At 72.0% G+C, this 13,328-nt stretch carries 13 protein-coding genes; 10 read left to right on the forward strand and 3 right to left on the reverse strand.

Annotation, left to right across the window (positions count from 1 at the left end):
• Nucleotides 1-122 precede the first annotated feature (122 nt).
• Nucleotides 123-2,144, reverse strand: a complete 2,022-nt coding sequence (locus tag HHX33_RS23700) for a beta-galactosidase (protein WP_310741493.1) — start codon at nucleotides 2,142-2,144, stop codon at nucleotides 123-125.
• A gap of 188 nt (nucleotides 2,145-2,332) precedes the next feature.
• Between HHX33_RS23700 and HHX33_RS23705 the strand changes: the two genes are divergently transcribed.
• The 7 genes from HHX33_RS23705 to HHX33_RS23735 all read left to right on the forward strand — a co-directional run bounded on the left by HHX33_RS23705 (nucleotide 2,333) and on the right by HHX33_RS23735 (nucleotide 9,070).
• Complete coding sequence (locus HHX33_RS23705; RefSeq protein WP_182876553.1) at nucleotides 2,333-3,640, forward strand: ABC transporter substrate-binding protein; 1,308 nt, start codon at nucleotides 2,333-2,335, stop codon at nucleotides 3,638-3,640.
• A complete protein-coding gene (locus HHX33_RS23710) occupies nucleotides 3,637-4,533 on the forward strand; it encodes a sugar ABC transporter permease (protein WP_310741494.1) in 897 nt (298 codons plus the stop codon). Before HHX33_RS23705 ends, HHX33_RS23710 begins: the two co-directional genes overlap by 4 nt.
• On the forward strand, nucleotides 4,533-5,390 hold the full coding sequence (locus HHX33_RS23715) for a carbohydrate ABC transporter permease (protein WP_182876554.1): 858 nt from the start codon (nucleotides 4,533-4,535) through the stop codon (nucleotides 5,388-5,390). The genes HHX33_RS23710 and HHX33_RS23715 overlap by 1 nt, the downstream gene beginning before the upstream one ends.
• A gap of 46 nt (nucleotides 5,391-5,436) precedes the next feature.
• The gene (locus HHX33_RS23720; RefSeq protein WP_182876555.1) at nucleotides 5,437-6,438 is read left to right on the forward strand and encodes a LacI family DNA-binding transcriptional regulator; all 1,002 of its coding nucleotides are present in this window, start codon (nucleotides 5,437-5,439) and stop codon (nucleotides 6,436-6,438) included.
• A 52-nt stretch (nucleotides 6,439-6,490) separates the two neighbouring features.
• Entirely contained in the window at nucleotides 6,491-7,429 is a 939-nt protein-coding gene (gene sigJ / locus HHX33_RS23725; RefSeq protein ID WP_310741495.1) for an RNA polymerase sigma factor SigJ, read from the forward strand.
• Nucleotides 7,426-7,878: a carboxymuconolactone decarboxylase family protein gene (locus HHX33_RS23730; protein WP_182876557.1), complete on the forward strand. Its 453-nt coding sequence runs from the start codon at nucleotides 7,426-7,428 to the stop codon at nucleotides 7,876-7,878. The genes sigJ and HHX33_RS23730 overlap by 4 nt, the downstream gene beginning before the upstream one ends.
• Nucleotides 7,879-8,446: 568 nt before the next feature.
• Nucleotides 8,447-9,070: a pyridoxamine 5'-phosphate oxidase family protein gene (locus tag HHX33_RS23735; protein ID WP_182876558.1), complete on the forward strand. Its 624-nt coding sequence runs from the start codon at nucleotides 8,447-8,449 to the stop codon at nucleotides 9,068-9,070.
• Between the two features lie 264 nt (nucleotides 9,071-9,334).
• Here the strand turns inward: HHX33_RS23735 and HHX33_RS23740 are convergent, their stop codons facing one another.
• Nucleotides 9,335-9,673, reverse strand: coding sequence for a winged helix-turn-helix transcriptional regulator (locus HHX33_RS23740; RefSeq protein ID WP_138462595.1), 339 nt, complete (start codon nucleotides 9,671-9,673; stop codon nucleotides 9,335-9,337).
• Between the two features lie 66 nt (nucleotides 9,674-9,739).
• Between HHX33_RS23740 and HHX33_RS23745 the strand changes: the two genes are divergently transcribed.
• The 3 genes from HHX33_RS23745 (at nucleotide 9,740) to HHX33_RS23755 (ending at nucleotide 11,652) form a co-directional block, all read left to right on the forward strand.
• Nucleotides 9,740-10,558, forward strand: coding sequence for an SDR family oxidoreductase (locus HHX33_RS23745; protein ID WP_182876559.1), 819 nt, complete (start codon nucleotides 9,740-9,742; stop codon nucleotides 10,556-10,558).
• A gap of 59 nt (nucleotides 10,559-10,617) precedes the next feature.
• Nucleotides 10,618-11,115: a hypothetical protein gene (locus tag HHX33_RS23750; protein ID WP_182876560.1), complete on the forward strand. Its 498-nt coding sequence runs from the start codon at nucleotides 10,618-10,620 to the stop codon at nucleotides 11,113-11,115.
• 102 nt (nucleotides 11,116-11,217) lie between these two features.
• Nucleotides 11,218-11,652, forward strand: a complete 435-nt coding sequence (locus HHX33_RS23755) for a YbjN domain-containing protein (protein WP_182876561.1) — start codon at nucleotides 11,218-11,220, stop codon at nucleotides 11,650-11,652.
• Between the two features lie 37 nt (nucleotides 11,653-11,689).
• Here HHX33_RS23755 and HHX33_RS37355 read toward each other — a convergent pair whose 3' ends face one another.
• Nucleotides 11,690-13,162 (reverse strand): M48 family metallopeptidase, encoded by a 1,473-nt coding sequence (locus HHX33_RS37355; protein WP_182876562.1) that lies wholly within the window; start codon nucleotides 13,160-13,162, stop codon nucleotides 11,690-11,692.
• Nucleotides 13,163-13,328: the final 166 nt, after the last annotated feature.

The raw sequence follows: 13,328 nt of genomic DNA on the forward strand, positions 1-13,328 counted from the left end.
CGGTCAGGAGAGGATGTGACGGATTCCCCCGAAAGGATCCCCCGCCCCCGGCAGCACCGAGGGAGCTTTCAGCTGATTTCAGGTGCTTTCACACACTTTCAGGCGAGCACTGCCGGGCGCGGTCAGGTGCGGACCACGACGACGCCTCCGGCGGGCACCGTCACCGACCCCGAGTAGGCGGCGCCGTCCAGCACGCCCGTTCCGGTCACCCCGCCGACCGTCACCTCGGCGTCCGCGTGGTTGACGAGGAAGAGGTGGTCGCCCCGCCGGACGACCTCCAGGGTGTCGGGCACGCCGCGCGGCCGGGACACGCCCGCGTGGTCGAGAGCCCGGGCGACCAGCCCGCGCAGGTCGGCCTCGTGCGCGCCGTCGCCGGGCGCCGGGTCGAGGGCGGTGGCGACGTACCACGCCGTTCCCCCGCCCAGGTCGTGCCGGGTGACGGCGGGATGCCCGGCGTCGGGGCCGCCGGCGAACTCGTGCACGGCCCGCGCCCCCGCGAGCCGTACGCGCTCGGACCAGATCCGGCCCACCGGGCCCTGGCCTTCCGGCTCCTGTGCTCGCCGCAGCGGCACCGTCTCGTGCTCGCGGAGCGGGTGGAACTCCTCGACCGTCAGGCCGAGCACCTCGCGCAGCGCCCCCGGGTACGGCCCCGCGTGGATGGTGTCGTTCTCGTCGACGATCCCGGAGAAGCAGGAGACCAGCAGGTGACCGCCCGCCTCCACGTAGCGGTGCAGGTTCTTGGCCGGTCCCTCGCCGAGCAGGTAGGAGCTGGGCAGGACGACCAGCCGGTACGGCGACAGGTCGGCCGACGGGTGGACGAAGTCGGCGGTGACGTGCTCACGCCACAACGCCTCGTAGAAGGCCTCCACCCGGTCCCGGAAGCGCAGGTCGGCCGAGGGCCGCCACTCGAACTCGACGGCCCAGTAGGACTCCCAGTCCCAGACGAGCGCGACCTCGGCCGTCACCCGCGCCCCCCGCACCCCGCCGAGACGGCGGAGGTCCGCGCCGAGCGCGACCACGTCACGCCAGACCTCCGAGTCCGCACCGGCGTGCGGCACCATCGCCGAGTGGAACTTCTCCGCGCCGTGGCGGGAGGCGCGCCACTGGAAGAACATCGCCGAGTCCGAGCCCCGCGCCACATGGGCGAGCGTGTTGCGGCGCATCTCCCCCGGCCGCTTGGCGACGTTGCGCGGCTGCCAGTTCACCGCGCCGGTCGAGTGCTCCATGAGCATCCAGGGACGGCCTCCGGCGACCGACCGGGTGAGATCGGCGGCCAGGGCCAGCTCGATGTGCGAGTCGGCGCGCGCCGCGACGAGGTAGTGGTCGTTGGCCACGACGTCGACCTCCTCCGCCCAGCGCCAGTAGTCCATCGGCTTGCAGTTGGGGATCATGAAGTTGGTGGTGACCGGCAGGTCGCCGAAGCGGCGGATCGTCGCGCGCTCCCGGCGGAAGCAGGCGATGTGGGCGTCGACCGAGAAGCGCATGAAGTCGAGCCGGAGCCCGGTGAGGAGGCCGGGCGGCGCGGCGACGGGCGGCTCGACCTCGTCGAAGGATCCGTAGGTCAGCCCCCAGAAGACGGTGCCCCAGGCGGCGTTGAGCGCGCCCACCTCGCCGTACTTCTCCCGCAGCCAGGCGCGGAACGCCTCGGCCGAGACCGGGCAGTAGCAGTGCGCGTTGGCCCAGCCGTACTCGTTGTGCACGTGCCACATGGCCACGGCGGGGTGCCCGGAGTATCGGGCGGCCAGGGCGGCGACGACCCGCTCCGACGCGGCGGCGTAGTCGGGCGAGCTGGGGCAGAAGCTGTGCCGGGAGCCCCCGCCGAGCACACGGCCCTCCTCGTCGACGAGGCGGCTGCCGGGGTGACGGTGGCGGAACCACGTGGGCGGCGAGGAGGTGGGGGTGGCGAGGCCGGCGTACACCCCCGCCGAGTGGAGCAGGTCGAGGATCCGGTCGAGCCGGGCGAAGTCGAACTCGCCCTCCCGCGGCTCGATCAGCCCCCAGTTGAAGACGCCCACGGTGACCAGGTTCACCCCGGCCTCCCGCATCAGCCGGACGTCCTCCCGCCACACCTCCTCCGGCCACTGCTCGGGGTTGTAGTCGCCGCCGTAGGCGAGGCCCTCGGGCAGGACGGGATAACCGGGCACGTCTCCCCCTCAGTTCTTCCTCTGTGAACGTGCACAGTAGTCCACAAGTGCGACTCCGAGAAGGCGCGGAGCGATTCACCCAGATAATGGGGGACCGTTAACAACCGCGTAACGGCCATTGACAGCGTGGGAGCGACTCTTCAGTCTGTGAACGCTCCCAGACATTCTCCACCCGCCTGGAGGAACACATGCGCGTGTACCGGCCGGCCACGGCCGCGATCCTCGTCGCCACGCTCTGCGCGGCCTGCTCCGGCGGCTCCGGCGAGCCCTCCGCCACCGCTGGAGGCGGCACCGCCTCAGGCGGCCCGGTCAAGCTCACGTACTGGACCTGGGTCCCGAACATGGACAAGATCGTCGGCGTGTGGAACCAGGCTCATCCCGACATCCAGGTCACGGTGAGCAAGCAGGCGGGCGGGGACGACGCGGCGGCCAAGTTCCTCACCGCCGCCAGGGCGGGCAACCCGCCCGACCTGGTCCAGGCCGAGTACCAGATGCTGCCCTCCTTCGTCGCCGCCGACGCCGTGGCCGACATCAAAGCGGAGACCGCGCAGGCGAAGGGAGAGTTCGGCGAGGGCGTCTGGGGGCTGGTGACGCTCGGCACCGACGCCGTCTACGCGGTCCCCCAGGACAGCGGGCCGATGATGCTGTACTACCGGCGGGACCTGTTCGGCAAGTACGGCATCGAGGTGCCGAAGACCTGGGACGAGTACGCCGAGGCCGCCCGCGTCGTACGCCGGAAGGACCCGAAGGTCTTCCTCGGCACGTTCTCCAGCAAGGACCCAGGCTGGTTCGCCGGGCTCTCCCAGCAGGCGGGCGCCCAGTGGTGGTCGATCGACGGCGACGCCTGGAAGGTCGCGGTCGACGACGAGCCGACCAGGAAGGTCGCCTCCTACTGGGGCGGACTGGTGAAGGAGGGCGTCATCGACGACATGCCCTACTTCACCCCGGAGTGGAACAAGGCGCTCAACGACGGCAGGCTGCTCACCTGGCCGTCGGCGGTGTGGGGCCCGGGCGTGCTGTCCAGCAACGCGCCGAAGGGCAAGGGTAAGTGGGCCGTCGCGCCGCTCCCCCAGTGGAACGCCGGCGAGAACCACAGCGGCTTCTGGGGCGGCTCCTCCACCGCCGTCGCCGCCAAGTCGCCCAGCAGGGCCGCGGCGGCGACGTTCGCCACCTGGCTGAACACCGACCCGCAGGCGCTCGGGCTGCTGATCGAGGAGGGCGCGGTCTACCCGGCCTCCGCGAAGGGCGCCGCGCTCATGACCGAGGCCCCCGGTTACTTCTCCAACCAGCCCGACTTCTGGAAGCAGGCCGCCGCCATCGGCGCCACCGCCCGCGGCTTCACCTTCGGCCCTGACGTGAACGTGACGTACAACGCCTACCGCGACGCGTTCGACAAGGCCGTCGCGGCCAGGTCGGACTTCACCGCCGCCGTCCGGACGATGCAGGACACCACCGTCGCGGACATGCGCAAGACCGGCTTCACCCTCGCCCAGTGAGGCGTCCGGGAAAGGGGGCCCCGACGCGTCGCGCGGGCGCCGTGCCCTACCTGTTCCTCGCCCCGGCCATGGCGTTGTTCACGCTGTTCATGGCCCTGCCCATCGGCTACACCGGCTACCTGAGCCTGCGCCGCACGAAGGTCTCCGGTCTCGGCCTCGGCAGGGGCGCCCGTACGGAGGTCTTCGCCGGGCTCGGCAACTACGCCGCGGCCGCCGGGGACGGCGAGCTGTGGGCCGGATGGCTGCGCGTCCTCGGCTACGGCGCGCTCGTGCTCGCGCTGATGCTGGGGCTCGCCCTGGTGTTCGCGCTGATGCTCGACGCGGCGCACGTGCGGCTGGCCCGGCTCACCCGGATCTCCATCTACCTGCCGTACGCCGTGCCGGGGGTGGCCGCCACGCTGATGTGGGGGTTCCTCTACCTGCCCGGCCTCAGCCCGTTCGGCGACCACGCGTTCCTGAGCGCCGGCGTGGTCACGTTCTCGATGGCCAACGTGGCGGTGTGGGGCGGCACCGGCTTCAACATGCTGGTGCTGTACACGAACCTGCGGGCCGTGCCGCGCGAGTACTACGAGGCGGCCAGGATCGACGGCGCGGGCGAACTGGGGATCGCGCTGCGGATCAAGATCCCGATCCTCGTCCCGGCGATCATCCTGACCACCGTGTTCTCCGTGGTCGCGACCATCCAGGTGTTCACCGAGCCGACCACGCTGCGGCCGCTGACCAACACGATCAGCTCGACCTGGAGCCCGTTGATGAAGGTGTACCGCGACGCGTTCGTCACCGGCGACCTCCACTCGGCCGCCGCGACGTCCATGGTGATCGCGGGGATCTCCGTCGTGGTGTCGTTCGGTTTCCTGCGGATCGTGAAGAACCACGCGTTCGGGGAGGGCTGATGGCCGCCGCCACGCGGGCCGGGGCACGCCGGCCGGCCGGGATCGTCCCCACGGGGGTGCTCGTGCTGGGCGCGGTCTACACCCTGTTCCCGGTGAGCTGGGTGGTGGTCGCGGCCACCAAGTCCAAGGCCGAGCTGTTCTCCACGCCGACCTTCGCGCCCGGCACCGGCCTGCTGTCCAACCTGGCCGACCTGTTCGCCTACCGCGACGGCGTCTTCTGGCTGTGGCTGCTCAACACGGCCCTGTACGCCGGGGGCGGCGCGGTCCTGGCGACCGCGGTGGCCACCGTCTCGGGGTACGCCCTCGCCACGTACGTCTTCCCCGGCCGCGGCCTGATCTTCAACCTGCTCGTCGGCGGGATCCTGGTGCCGCCCGTCGTGCTGGCGATCCCGCAGTATCTGCTGTTCTCCGAGGCGGGCCTGGCCGGCACCTACTGGTCGGTGCTGCTGCCCCAGATCCTCAGCCCGTACAGCGTCTATCTGGCCAGAATCTACGCGCGGGCCGCGGTCCCGGCCTCGCTGCTGGAGGCGGGCCGGCTGGACGGCGCGGGCGAGTGGCGGCTGTTCCACCGGGTGGCGCTGCCGATGCTCACCCCGGCCATGGTGACGATCTTCCTGTTCCAGTTCGTCGCGATCTGGAACAACTTCCTGCTGCCGTTCATCATGCTGGGCGACGACCACCGGTTCCCGCTGACGGTCGGCCTGTACACCCTGCTCGCCGCCGGGGCCAACCAGCCCTCGCTCTACAACCTGATCATCACGGGGACGCTGCTGTCGCTCGTTCCGCTCGTCGCGCTGTTCCTCACCATGCAGCGCCACTGGCGGACCGACCTGTCCGGCGGAGCCGTGAAAAGCTGAGCTGGGCGGGGGAGAACGCGCTGATCGGCGGGGGGACAATACGACCATGGCGAAGCGCCCGACCATCCACGACGTCGCCGCGGCGGCCGGCGTCTCGCGCGGCACGGTCTCCCGCGTGCTCAACGACGACCGGTACGTGAGCCCGGCCGCCCACGCCGCCGTCCGCCGGGCGATCACCGAGACCGGCTACATCGTCAACCGCAACGCCCGCAGCCTGGTCACGCAGCGGACGGGGTCGGTGGTCATGGTGCTGTCCGAACCGCACGAGAAGGTCTTCGAGGACCCCAACTACGGGGTGCTGATCCGCACCGCGATCCGACGCCTGGCCGAGCGCGACGTCTCCCTGGTCGTCATGCTGGCCGGCGACGACGGGGACCGCGAGCGGGTGCTCCGCTACGTGCGCGGCGGCCACGCCGACGGGGTGTTCCTGGTGTCCACCCACGCCGGCGACACGCTGGCGGACGCCCTGGTGAAGACCAGGGTGCCGGCGGTCGCGCAGGGCGCGGTGGTCGGGCGGGAGAACGCGATCCCGTACGCCGCCGCGGACGACCGCGAGGGCGCCCGGCAGATGGCTCGTTACCTGGTCGAGCAGGGGCGCAGGAGGATCGCCACCATCACCGGCCCGCTGGACACCCCCGGCGGCGTCCAGCGGCTGGAGGGCTTCGCCGACGTGCTCGGCCGCAAGGCGTCCAGGCGGCTCATCGAGCACGGCGACTGGACTCAGCTCAGCGGCGAGAGCGCGATGGCGCGGCTGCTGGAGCGCGCGCCCGACCTCGACGCGGTGTTCGTGGCCTCCGACCTGATGGCGGCCGGGGCCCTGGCGACCCTGCGGGCCGCGGGGCGCCGGGTGCCCGACGACGTGGCGGTGGGCGGCTTCGACGACTCGTCGATCGCCGTCTCCACGCACCCGCCGCTGACCACGATCCGGCAGCCGCTCGCCCAGGTGGCCGAGGAGACCGTACGCCTGCTGCTCGAACTGGTCGACGGCGCCGACCGCGTCGAGCCGGTCATCCTCCCCACGACGCTGGTCGTACGCGACTCCGCCTGACCTCGGGCGGCGGGGGATGTCACACATGGAGGGGCTGTCTCGTCCTCAGCACGTGGACGACCATGACGACGGCGGGATCGGCGGGGGCGCCGGGTTCGAGGCGCTGCGGCCCCGGCTGCTCGGCGTCGCGTACGGGCTGCTCGGAAGCCTCGACGAGGCCGAGGACGTCGTGCAGGACGCCTGGCTGCGGCTGCGCCGCCACCGGGAGGAGGGCGGCGCGGAGATCGGCGACGTGGTCGGGTGGCTGGTGGTCACCGTCTCCCGGCTCGCCCTCGACGTGCTGCGCTCGGCCCGGCACCGCCGGGAGGAGTACGTGGGGCCGTGGCTGCCCGAGCCTGTTCTCACCGGTGCCGTGGCCGGTGGGCCCGTGGTTGGTGAACCCGGGCCGGCCGAGCGGGTGACGCTGGACGAGTCGATCAGCATGGCCATGCTCGTCGTGCTGGAGTCGCTGAGCCCGGCCGAGCGGACCGCCTTCGTGCTGCACGACGTGTTCGGCCTGACGTTCACCGAGGTGGGCGAGGCGGTCGGGCGCAGCCCGGCCGCCTGCCGGCAGCTCGCCGCCCGGGCGCGGACGCACGTCGCGTCCCGCGCTCCCCGGTTCGACGTGGACCCCTCCGCGCACCGGCGGGTGGTGGACGCCTTCGCCCGCGCCTGCCTCGGCGACGACATCGGCGCGCTGCTCGCGCTGCTCGATCCGGAGGTCGTGCTGCGCAGCGACGGCGGCGGAGTGGTGCGCGCGGCGCGGCGGCCGGTCCTGGGCGCCGCGAAGGTCGCCCGGCTGCTGATCGGCCTGCGCAGGTTCGGCCGATTCGAGCTGGTGCCCGCCTCGGTGAACGGCCGGCCCGGGCTGCTGCGCTACCGCGAGGGCCGGCTGGTGACCGTGATCGGGCTCACCGTCGCGAACGGCCGGATCACCGCCGTCGACATGGTCCTGAACCCGGAGAAACTCGCCCGCCTGACGCGGGCCGACGAGACGAGGAAGCGACGATGACCGCGAGAATCAGTGTGCGTGAGCTGGCCCCGGAGGCGATCGAGGCGATGCGGGGGGTGGAGCGGTTCCTGCACGGGTGCGGCCTGCCGCACGCCACCCTGGAGCTCGTGAAGATCCGGGCCAGCCAGATCAACGGCTGTGCGTTCTGCCTGGACATGCACGTCCGGGACGCGAAGAAGGCCGGGGAGAGCGACGAGCGGCTGTGGTCGGTGGCCGCCTGGCGGGAGGCGCCGTACTACACGGACGCCGAGCGGGCCGCGCTGGCGCTGGCCGAGGCCGGGACCCGGCTGGCCGACCGGCCCGACCCGGTGCCGGACGAAGTCTGGGCGGAGGCCGCACTGCACTACTCCCAGGAGGAGCTGGCCTCGCTGGTCGTGGCCGTCGCGCAGATCAATGCCTGGAACCGGATCTGCGTCATCAGCCGTACGGTCCCCGGCTCGGGGGTCTGACCTGGCCGGACCGGGAGAACGGCCGGTCGTGGGAAAACGGGAGGACGGCGGCGGGCGGGGCGAATAGTCTGCAGGTGTCACGGAAGGACAAGGGCCATGAGACGTACCAGGATCCACCGGCCTCGCCGAATCCGCCGTCCCGCCGCCGATCTCGACCTGCGCACCCCCTCCGGACGACGGCTGCCCTACTGAGACTCCTGTGACGGCTGAAGCTTTACGCCCGCTTTACCCGTCCTCCTGTATCTATTCGGAAAGGTAACGGAACCATCACGGTCGGGGGGATGCAACATGGTCACGGTGGTGCCGTCACTCGCCAAGGTCAGGGACATCAGGTCCGCACTGCGCCGTAGGCCCAAGCAGGAGAGGAAGATCGTCGACCTCAGGGCCTACACGGGCGGGAACGTCATCCGTTTTCCACGGACGTCGGGTCCCGCCTCGCGGCCCGAACCTGCGTGACACGCGGCGTGAGGCCCGCCCGGCGTGCCCGCCGGGCGGGCCGCGCGTTTCCCGCCGACGACTGGTTGAATGTCCCCTTGTGAGTGATCCGTCCGCCTCTTCGTCCGCCCCTTTGTCCGGCACGGAGCGGACCCGGCACCGCCGCCTGCGCGAGCAGGGCCGCACCGGCCGGGAGGCGCTGTTCGACGTGCTCCGGGCCGGGTTCGTCTGCCATCTGGGCGTGGTCGTGGACGGCGACCCGATGGTGGTGCCCACCGTCTACGGCTTCGACGCCGAGCATCTCTACGTCCACGGCTCGGTGGCCAGCCGGAGCCTCACCCGGGGCGCGACCGTCTGCGTGACGGTCACCCACGTGGACGGCCTCGTGCTGGCCCGCTCGGTCTTCGAGCACGGGGTCGACTACCGCAGCGCGATGATCTACGGCGTGCCGCGCGTGCTGGAGGGCGACGAGAAGCTCGCCGCCCTGCGCTGCCTGACCGAGCACGTCGCCCCCGGCCAGTGGGACCACGCCCGGCGGCCGGACCGCAGGGAGCTCGCCGCGACCACGATCCTGGCGGTCCCGCTCGACGAGGCGTCGGTGAAGGTGCGGGAGGGCCACCCGGACGACGCCGACGACCCGCACGACGTCTGGGCCGGAATCCTGCCGCTCGCCACGTCGTGGCAGCCTCCCGTGACCGACCCCCGGGCCGCCCACCACCCCGTCCCCCCGCACATCCTCACCCGCCTACCCCGCTGACGGTCACGGCGGGCCCCCTACGACTGTCCGAGGCGGCGGAGATACACCGGATCGGCGGGTGAAAAACCGCGAGCCCGGGACCCCACCTCCGGAGGGATCTTCCCGGGCTCACTTCCAACCACTCCGCAAAGCGGCGGCGTCGTCACTCATGGTACTCGGCTCGTGTCCCCGCGTCGAGTGAGTGGCGAGGGCATCGTGAACACCTGCCGCGGGCTCGGGTGAGCGAGCACGCGGGAAGTCGCCGCGGACCGCTTCTCGCTGTCGTCAGTCCGCATCTTCCCACTCCTCGCCCCACCGCGCGACGTCGTCGAGGATCCGCCCGAGCGCGAAGCCGCGGGGCGTCAGGGCGTACTCCACGCGCGGCGGCTTCTCCGGGTGCACCGTTCGGGTGACCAGTCCGCGCTCCTCCAGGGCCTGCAGCCGGTCGGCCAGCGTCTTGGGGCTGATCCCGGGCAGCGCCTGCCGAAGCTCGCCGTACCGCTTGACGCCGTCGAGCAGGTGCCAGATGACCAGCGGCGTCCACCTGCTGCCGACGAAGGTCAGCGTCCGGGTGACGACGCATTCTTCGGGCGTGATCGGCCGCGGTGCCTGGTCTGTTTCCATGACTGTAGTTACTACAGGAAAAGTGCCTACTTCAAAAGATGAAACATCGGCCTTACCGTCGGCCGCATGACGAAGATGATCGTTGCCGTGCACGGAGCCACCGGAACCCAGGGCTCTCCCGTCGTACGGAGGCTGCGCGCGCTCGGGCACCAGGTCCGGCCGCTGAACTCCGCCTCCGCCGATCTGGCCGACGCCGCCTCCCTCGCCGCGGCGTACAAGGGCGCCGACGCCGTCGTCGTGCAGCTTCCGCAGGTGTTCGGCGAGATCGCCCTGCGGCACGCGGCGTCGGTGCTCGCCGCTCTCTGCGAGGCCGCCGTGCCGCGGGTTGTGTTCAATCCGGGGATGCCTCTGCCGCCGGCCCCGGTGGGCGTCCCGTTCGTCGACGCCCGGGTCCTGCTCGCCCGGGACCTGCCCGTACGGGTGGCCGCGTCCGTGATCGGCCCCGCGGGGCCGTACCTGGAGAACCTGGCGCAGCCCTGGTCGGCCCGGCGCGTCCGCGAGCACGGCGAACTCGTCTATCCGCTCCCGGCGGAGGCCCCCGTGCCGTGGTCGGCGCTCGACGACCTGGCGGACGCCGTCGGCGCGGCGCTGACGGGGGCCGAGCCGCCCGCGCGGCTCGTCGTGACGGGCCCGGAGGAGGTCACCGGTGACCGGATCGCCGCCGCCGTGGCCTCCGCCGCCGGAAGGCCGGTGCGCTACCTGCGGGTCGAGCCCGCCGACTACGCCCGGCTCATCACGCCGGTCGTGGGCCGCGAGGCGGCCGAGGGGATCGCCGGGTTCTACGCCCCGGCCGCGGCGGCCGCGCCGCCGCCGATCCCGGAGGGGCGGCTCCACCGGGGGACGACGACGGTGGAGCGGTGGGCCGCGCGCCAGGCGTGGCGGTGAGGCCAGCCCGGTAAGCGGACTGCAACCTCCGCGCAGGCGGCCCGCCGTACGAATAGGCCATGGACCTGTACATGTGGACGGGCGATCGGCGGACGGGCCGCACCCTCGTGTGGGCGGCGACGGCGGTGCCGCTGCTCGTCGCGCTGCTGGTGGTGCTCGTCGTGTCGACGACGGACACGATGCTCGGCTCCCCCTCCTCCTTCGACGGCGTCCGGACCCTCGACGTGCGTACGGACCACGGAGACGTCGAGGTCGTGGGCGCCGACGTGACCGAGGTGCGGGTGACCCGTCGCGCGCGGGGGGCGGGCCCCCGGGTGGAGTCGTGGGGCGACGGCTCGCTGACGGTCGGACTGGTGTGCGACGACACGGGTTCCATCTGCGGCCCGATCAGGGACACGGCGGAAAGCCACACCGACTACGCGTTCGTGGTGCCGCGCGACGTCGAGGTCACGATCCGCAGCGATCACGGCGACGTCACCGTACGCGGCGTGACGGGGAAGGTCGACGCACGGACGGAGACCGGCCGCCTGCGGCAGGACGCCCCCGTGCCGGGGTGACCGCCCGCCCGCCCGCCGGATCGGTGGTCACCTCGTTTCTCTGCCGGCTCGGCTGTCACGACCGCCCCCGTGCCGTCCGCACGATGCGGCAGGATGGAACCCGTGACGCCTTCCCCAGCGGTCGTCCAGCCGGACCGGGAACTCGTCGAAGAGATCCTGGACGAGCTGGACATCGAGCACACCATAGACGCAGAGGGCGACCTGGCGATCTCCACCGCCCACCTCACCATCTTCTTCCTGTTCGGCAAGGAGGGAGACCTGTTCACGGTCCGCACCTTCTACGACAGGCCGTACTCGGTGGACGACAAGCCGATGCTGCTCACCGCGCTCAACGAGTGGAACGCCGACACCATGTGGCCGAAGGTCTACACCTTCACCCAGGACAACGGCGCCCTCCGGCTGGTCGGAGACTCCCAGCTCTACATCGGCGCCGGAGTGACCAGGGAGCACCTGAGCACGGTGATCGCCCACTGGGTCAGGTTCTCGATCAAGTTCTACCGCTGGCTCACCGGCCGGATCGCCTTCGAGACCGACTAGTACCCGCACCGCGACCTGTCCCGGCCCGCGGCCGGCGTCAGGGGGTGACGGGCGTCCGCGGCCGCGGCGACACGCCCATCTGGGCGAACCACTGGCGCACACCCGGCACCTGCGCGGGATCGGCCGCCACCCGGGCCGCGTACTCATCGACGTCGACTTCCCTGCCCGTCGCGTCGCGCAAGGTGGCGGGGCCGGTCCACGACAGCGTCCACCGGGCCCTTCCGCCGCCGATCAGCACGCCCTCGACGGCGCGGGCGAGGACCTTGGCCACCAGGTCCGGCGACGGCTGCCATCCGAGGTGGACGAGCTCCTCGTGGAGGGCGGCGGCCTGGCCCCGGGCCAGCGCCTCCAGAGCGGCGTCCAGGGACGGCTCCGGCCCGCCCGCGATCCGCTGGCCGGCGACCGACAGGTCCTGCAGCGCCTCGTCGTTGACGCCCATGTACATCCCCTGGGCGACCATCTCCTCCCAGGGCAGCGGGCGCAGTCTCAGTGCCTCCTCCGTCCAGAAGGTCTGCTCCACAGCGTGCGCGGCGATGGCGGGGTCCCGCAGGAGCGCCAGCGCGGGACGCGGGTCACGGGCGTGCGGAACGTCCTGCAGGACAGCGATCGCGGCCAGCCGCTCCGGCAGACTCGGGTGGGAGTCGTACGGCCCGGCCCCTTCGCCGCCTCCGTCCGCCTGGGCGATCTCCGTCCGACGCGCGTCGGTGAGGGCGTGGAAGCCGCCGAACAGGTCGGCCGGACGGCCGCCCGCCATGCCGGTCATGCCGACGTACCGCTCCATGAACAGGTTCCAGGCGTCCGCCGTGCCATGCACCTTGCGCAGGGCGTTCGCGGCGGCCTCACGGCTCGCGACAGCGGCCGCGAACCGGTCGGCCTCCAGCTCCTGCCGACGGGAGACGGCCTGGGAGACCCGCAGGAAGAGCCTGGCGTACAGGGAGAAGAGCTTCTGGATGAAGGCGTGGTTGCGCAGGGATGCGACCGCCGCCAGCACGGCGATCCTGCCGCGGTACACCGGCGCGCCCAGCCGCGTGTGCGCACCGCTGTAGTGACCGAGCTCGTGTCCCAGCACCGCGCGCATCTCGTCCACCGAAAGCGTCATCAGCAGGGGCAGGCCGATGTACATGACGCGCCGGCCCGCCCGCAGCCCCAGCCAGCTCGTGTCCTCCCTCACCGCCGCGTTCACCTCGGCGACCAGCCTGATCTCGTCCGGCGGGCGGGTACCCACCCGCGCGGCCAGCTCCTCGACCGTCTGCCAGAGCACCGGCTCGTCCCCCCGGCCGACCGCGACGCCCGGCTCCTCCTGGCGTCCGCGGCGGTTGACCAGGATGAGGCCACGCAGCAGCGCCAGGGCGGCAAGGGTGAGCACGATCGCGACCTTCACCGAACCCGCGGTGACGTGCCGCATGACGGCGACGTCGACGAGCACGGCAGCCCCGAGCACGGCTGCGACCAGCACGTAGAAGCCCGCCAGCAGGCCGAATGCGACTGTGGCGCGGAAGGCGGTGACCATGCCATGACTCCGGTGATGATGAGGACGAGAGGCAGAAATTAACGGATCTTGTCGGATTTGTCATCCAGATGGCAAAGGCCGTGCGGCCCGCGCACCTGCCGGCGGAAAGCAGATCATCGCCTTGCCGGTACCGTCCTCGCCGTGGCAACGCCCACCGGGGCGGAGG

Origin of the sequence: Microbispora sp. H10670, from assembly GCF_014161385.1 — a bacterium.
GTDB classification, from domain to species: Bacteria; Actinomycetota; Actinomycetes; order Streptosporangiales; family Streptosporangiaceae; genus Microbispora; species Microbispora triticiradicis.

What these genes read in the sequence shown, in the direction of transcription:
- HHX33_RS23745 (WP_182876559.1), top strand. Translation starts at nt 9,740, where the DNA reads ATGACGAAGATGATCGTTGCCGTGCACGGAGCCACCGGAACCCAGGGC.
- HHX33_RS23740 (WP_138462595.1), bottom strand. Translation starts at nt 9,673, where the DNA reads ATGGAAACAGACCAGGCACCGCGGCCGATCACGCCCGAAGAATGCGTC.
- HHX33_RS23715 (WP_182876554.1), top strand. Translation starts at nt 4,533, where the DNA reads ATGGCCGCCGCCACGCGGGCCGGGGCACGCCGGCCGGCCGGGATCGTC.
- HHX33_RS37355 (WP_182876562.1), bottom strand. Translation starts at nt 13,162, where the DNA reads ATGGTCACCGCCTTCCGCGCCACAGTCGCATTCGGCCTGCTGGCGGGC.
- HHX33_RS23750 (WP_182876560.1), top strand. Translation starts at nt 10,618, where the DNA reads ATGGACCTGTACATGTGGACGGGCGATCGGCGGACGGGCCGCACCCTC.
- HHX33_RS23705 (WP_182876553.1), top strand. Translation starts at nt 2,333, where the DNA reads ATGCGCGTGTACCGGCCGGCCACGGCCGCGATCCTCGTCGCCACGCTC.
- HHX33_RS23730 (WP_182876557.1), top strand. Translation starts at nt 7,426, where the DNA reads ATGACCGCGAGAATCAGTGTGCGTGAGCTGGCCCCGGAGGCGATCGAG.
- HHX33_RS23720 (WP_182876555.1), top strand. Translation starts at nt 5,437, where the DNA reads ATGGCGAAGCGCCCGACCATCCACGACGTCGCCGCGGCGGCCGGCGTC.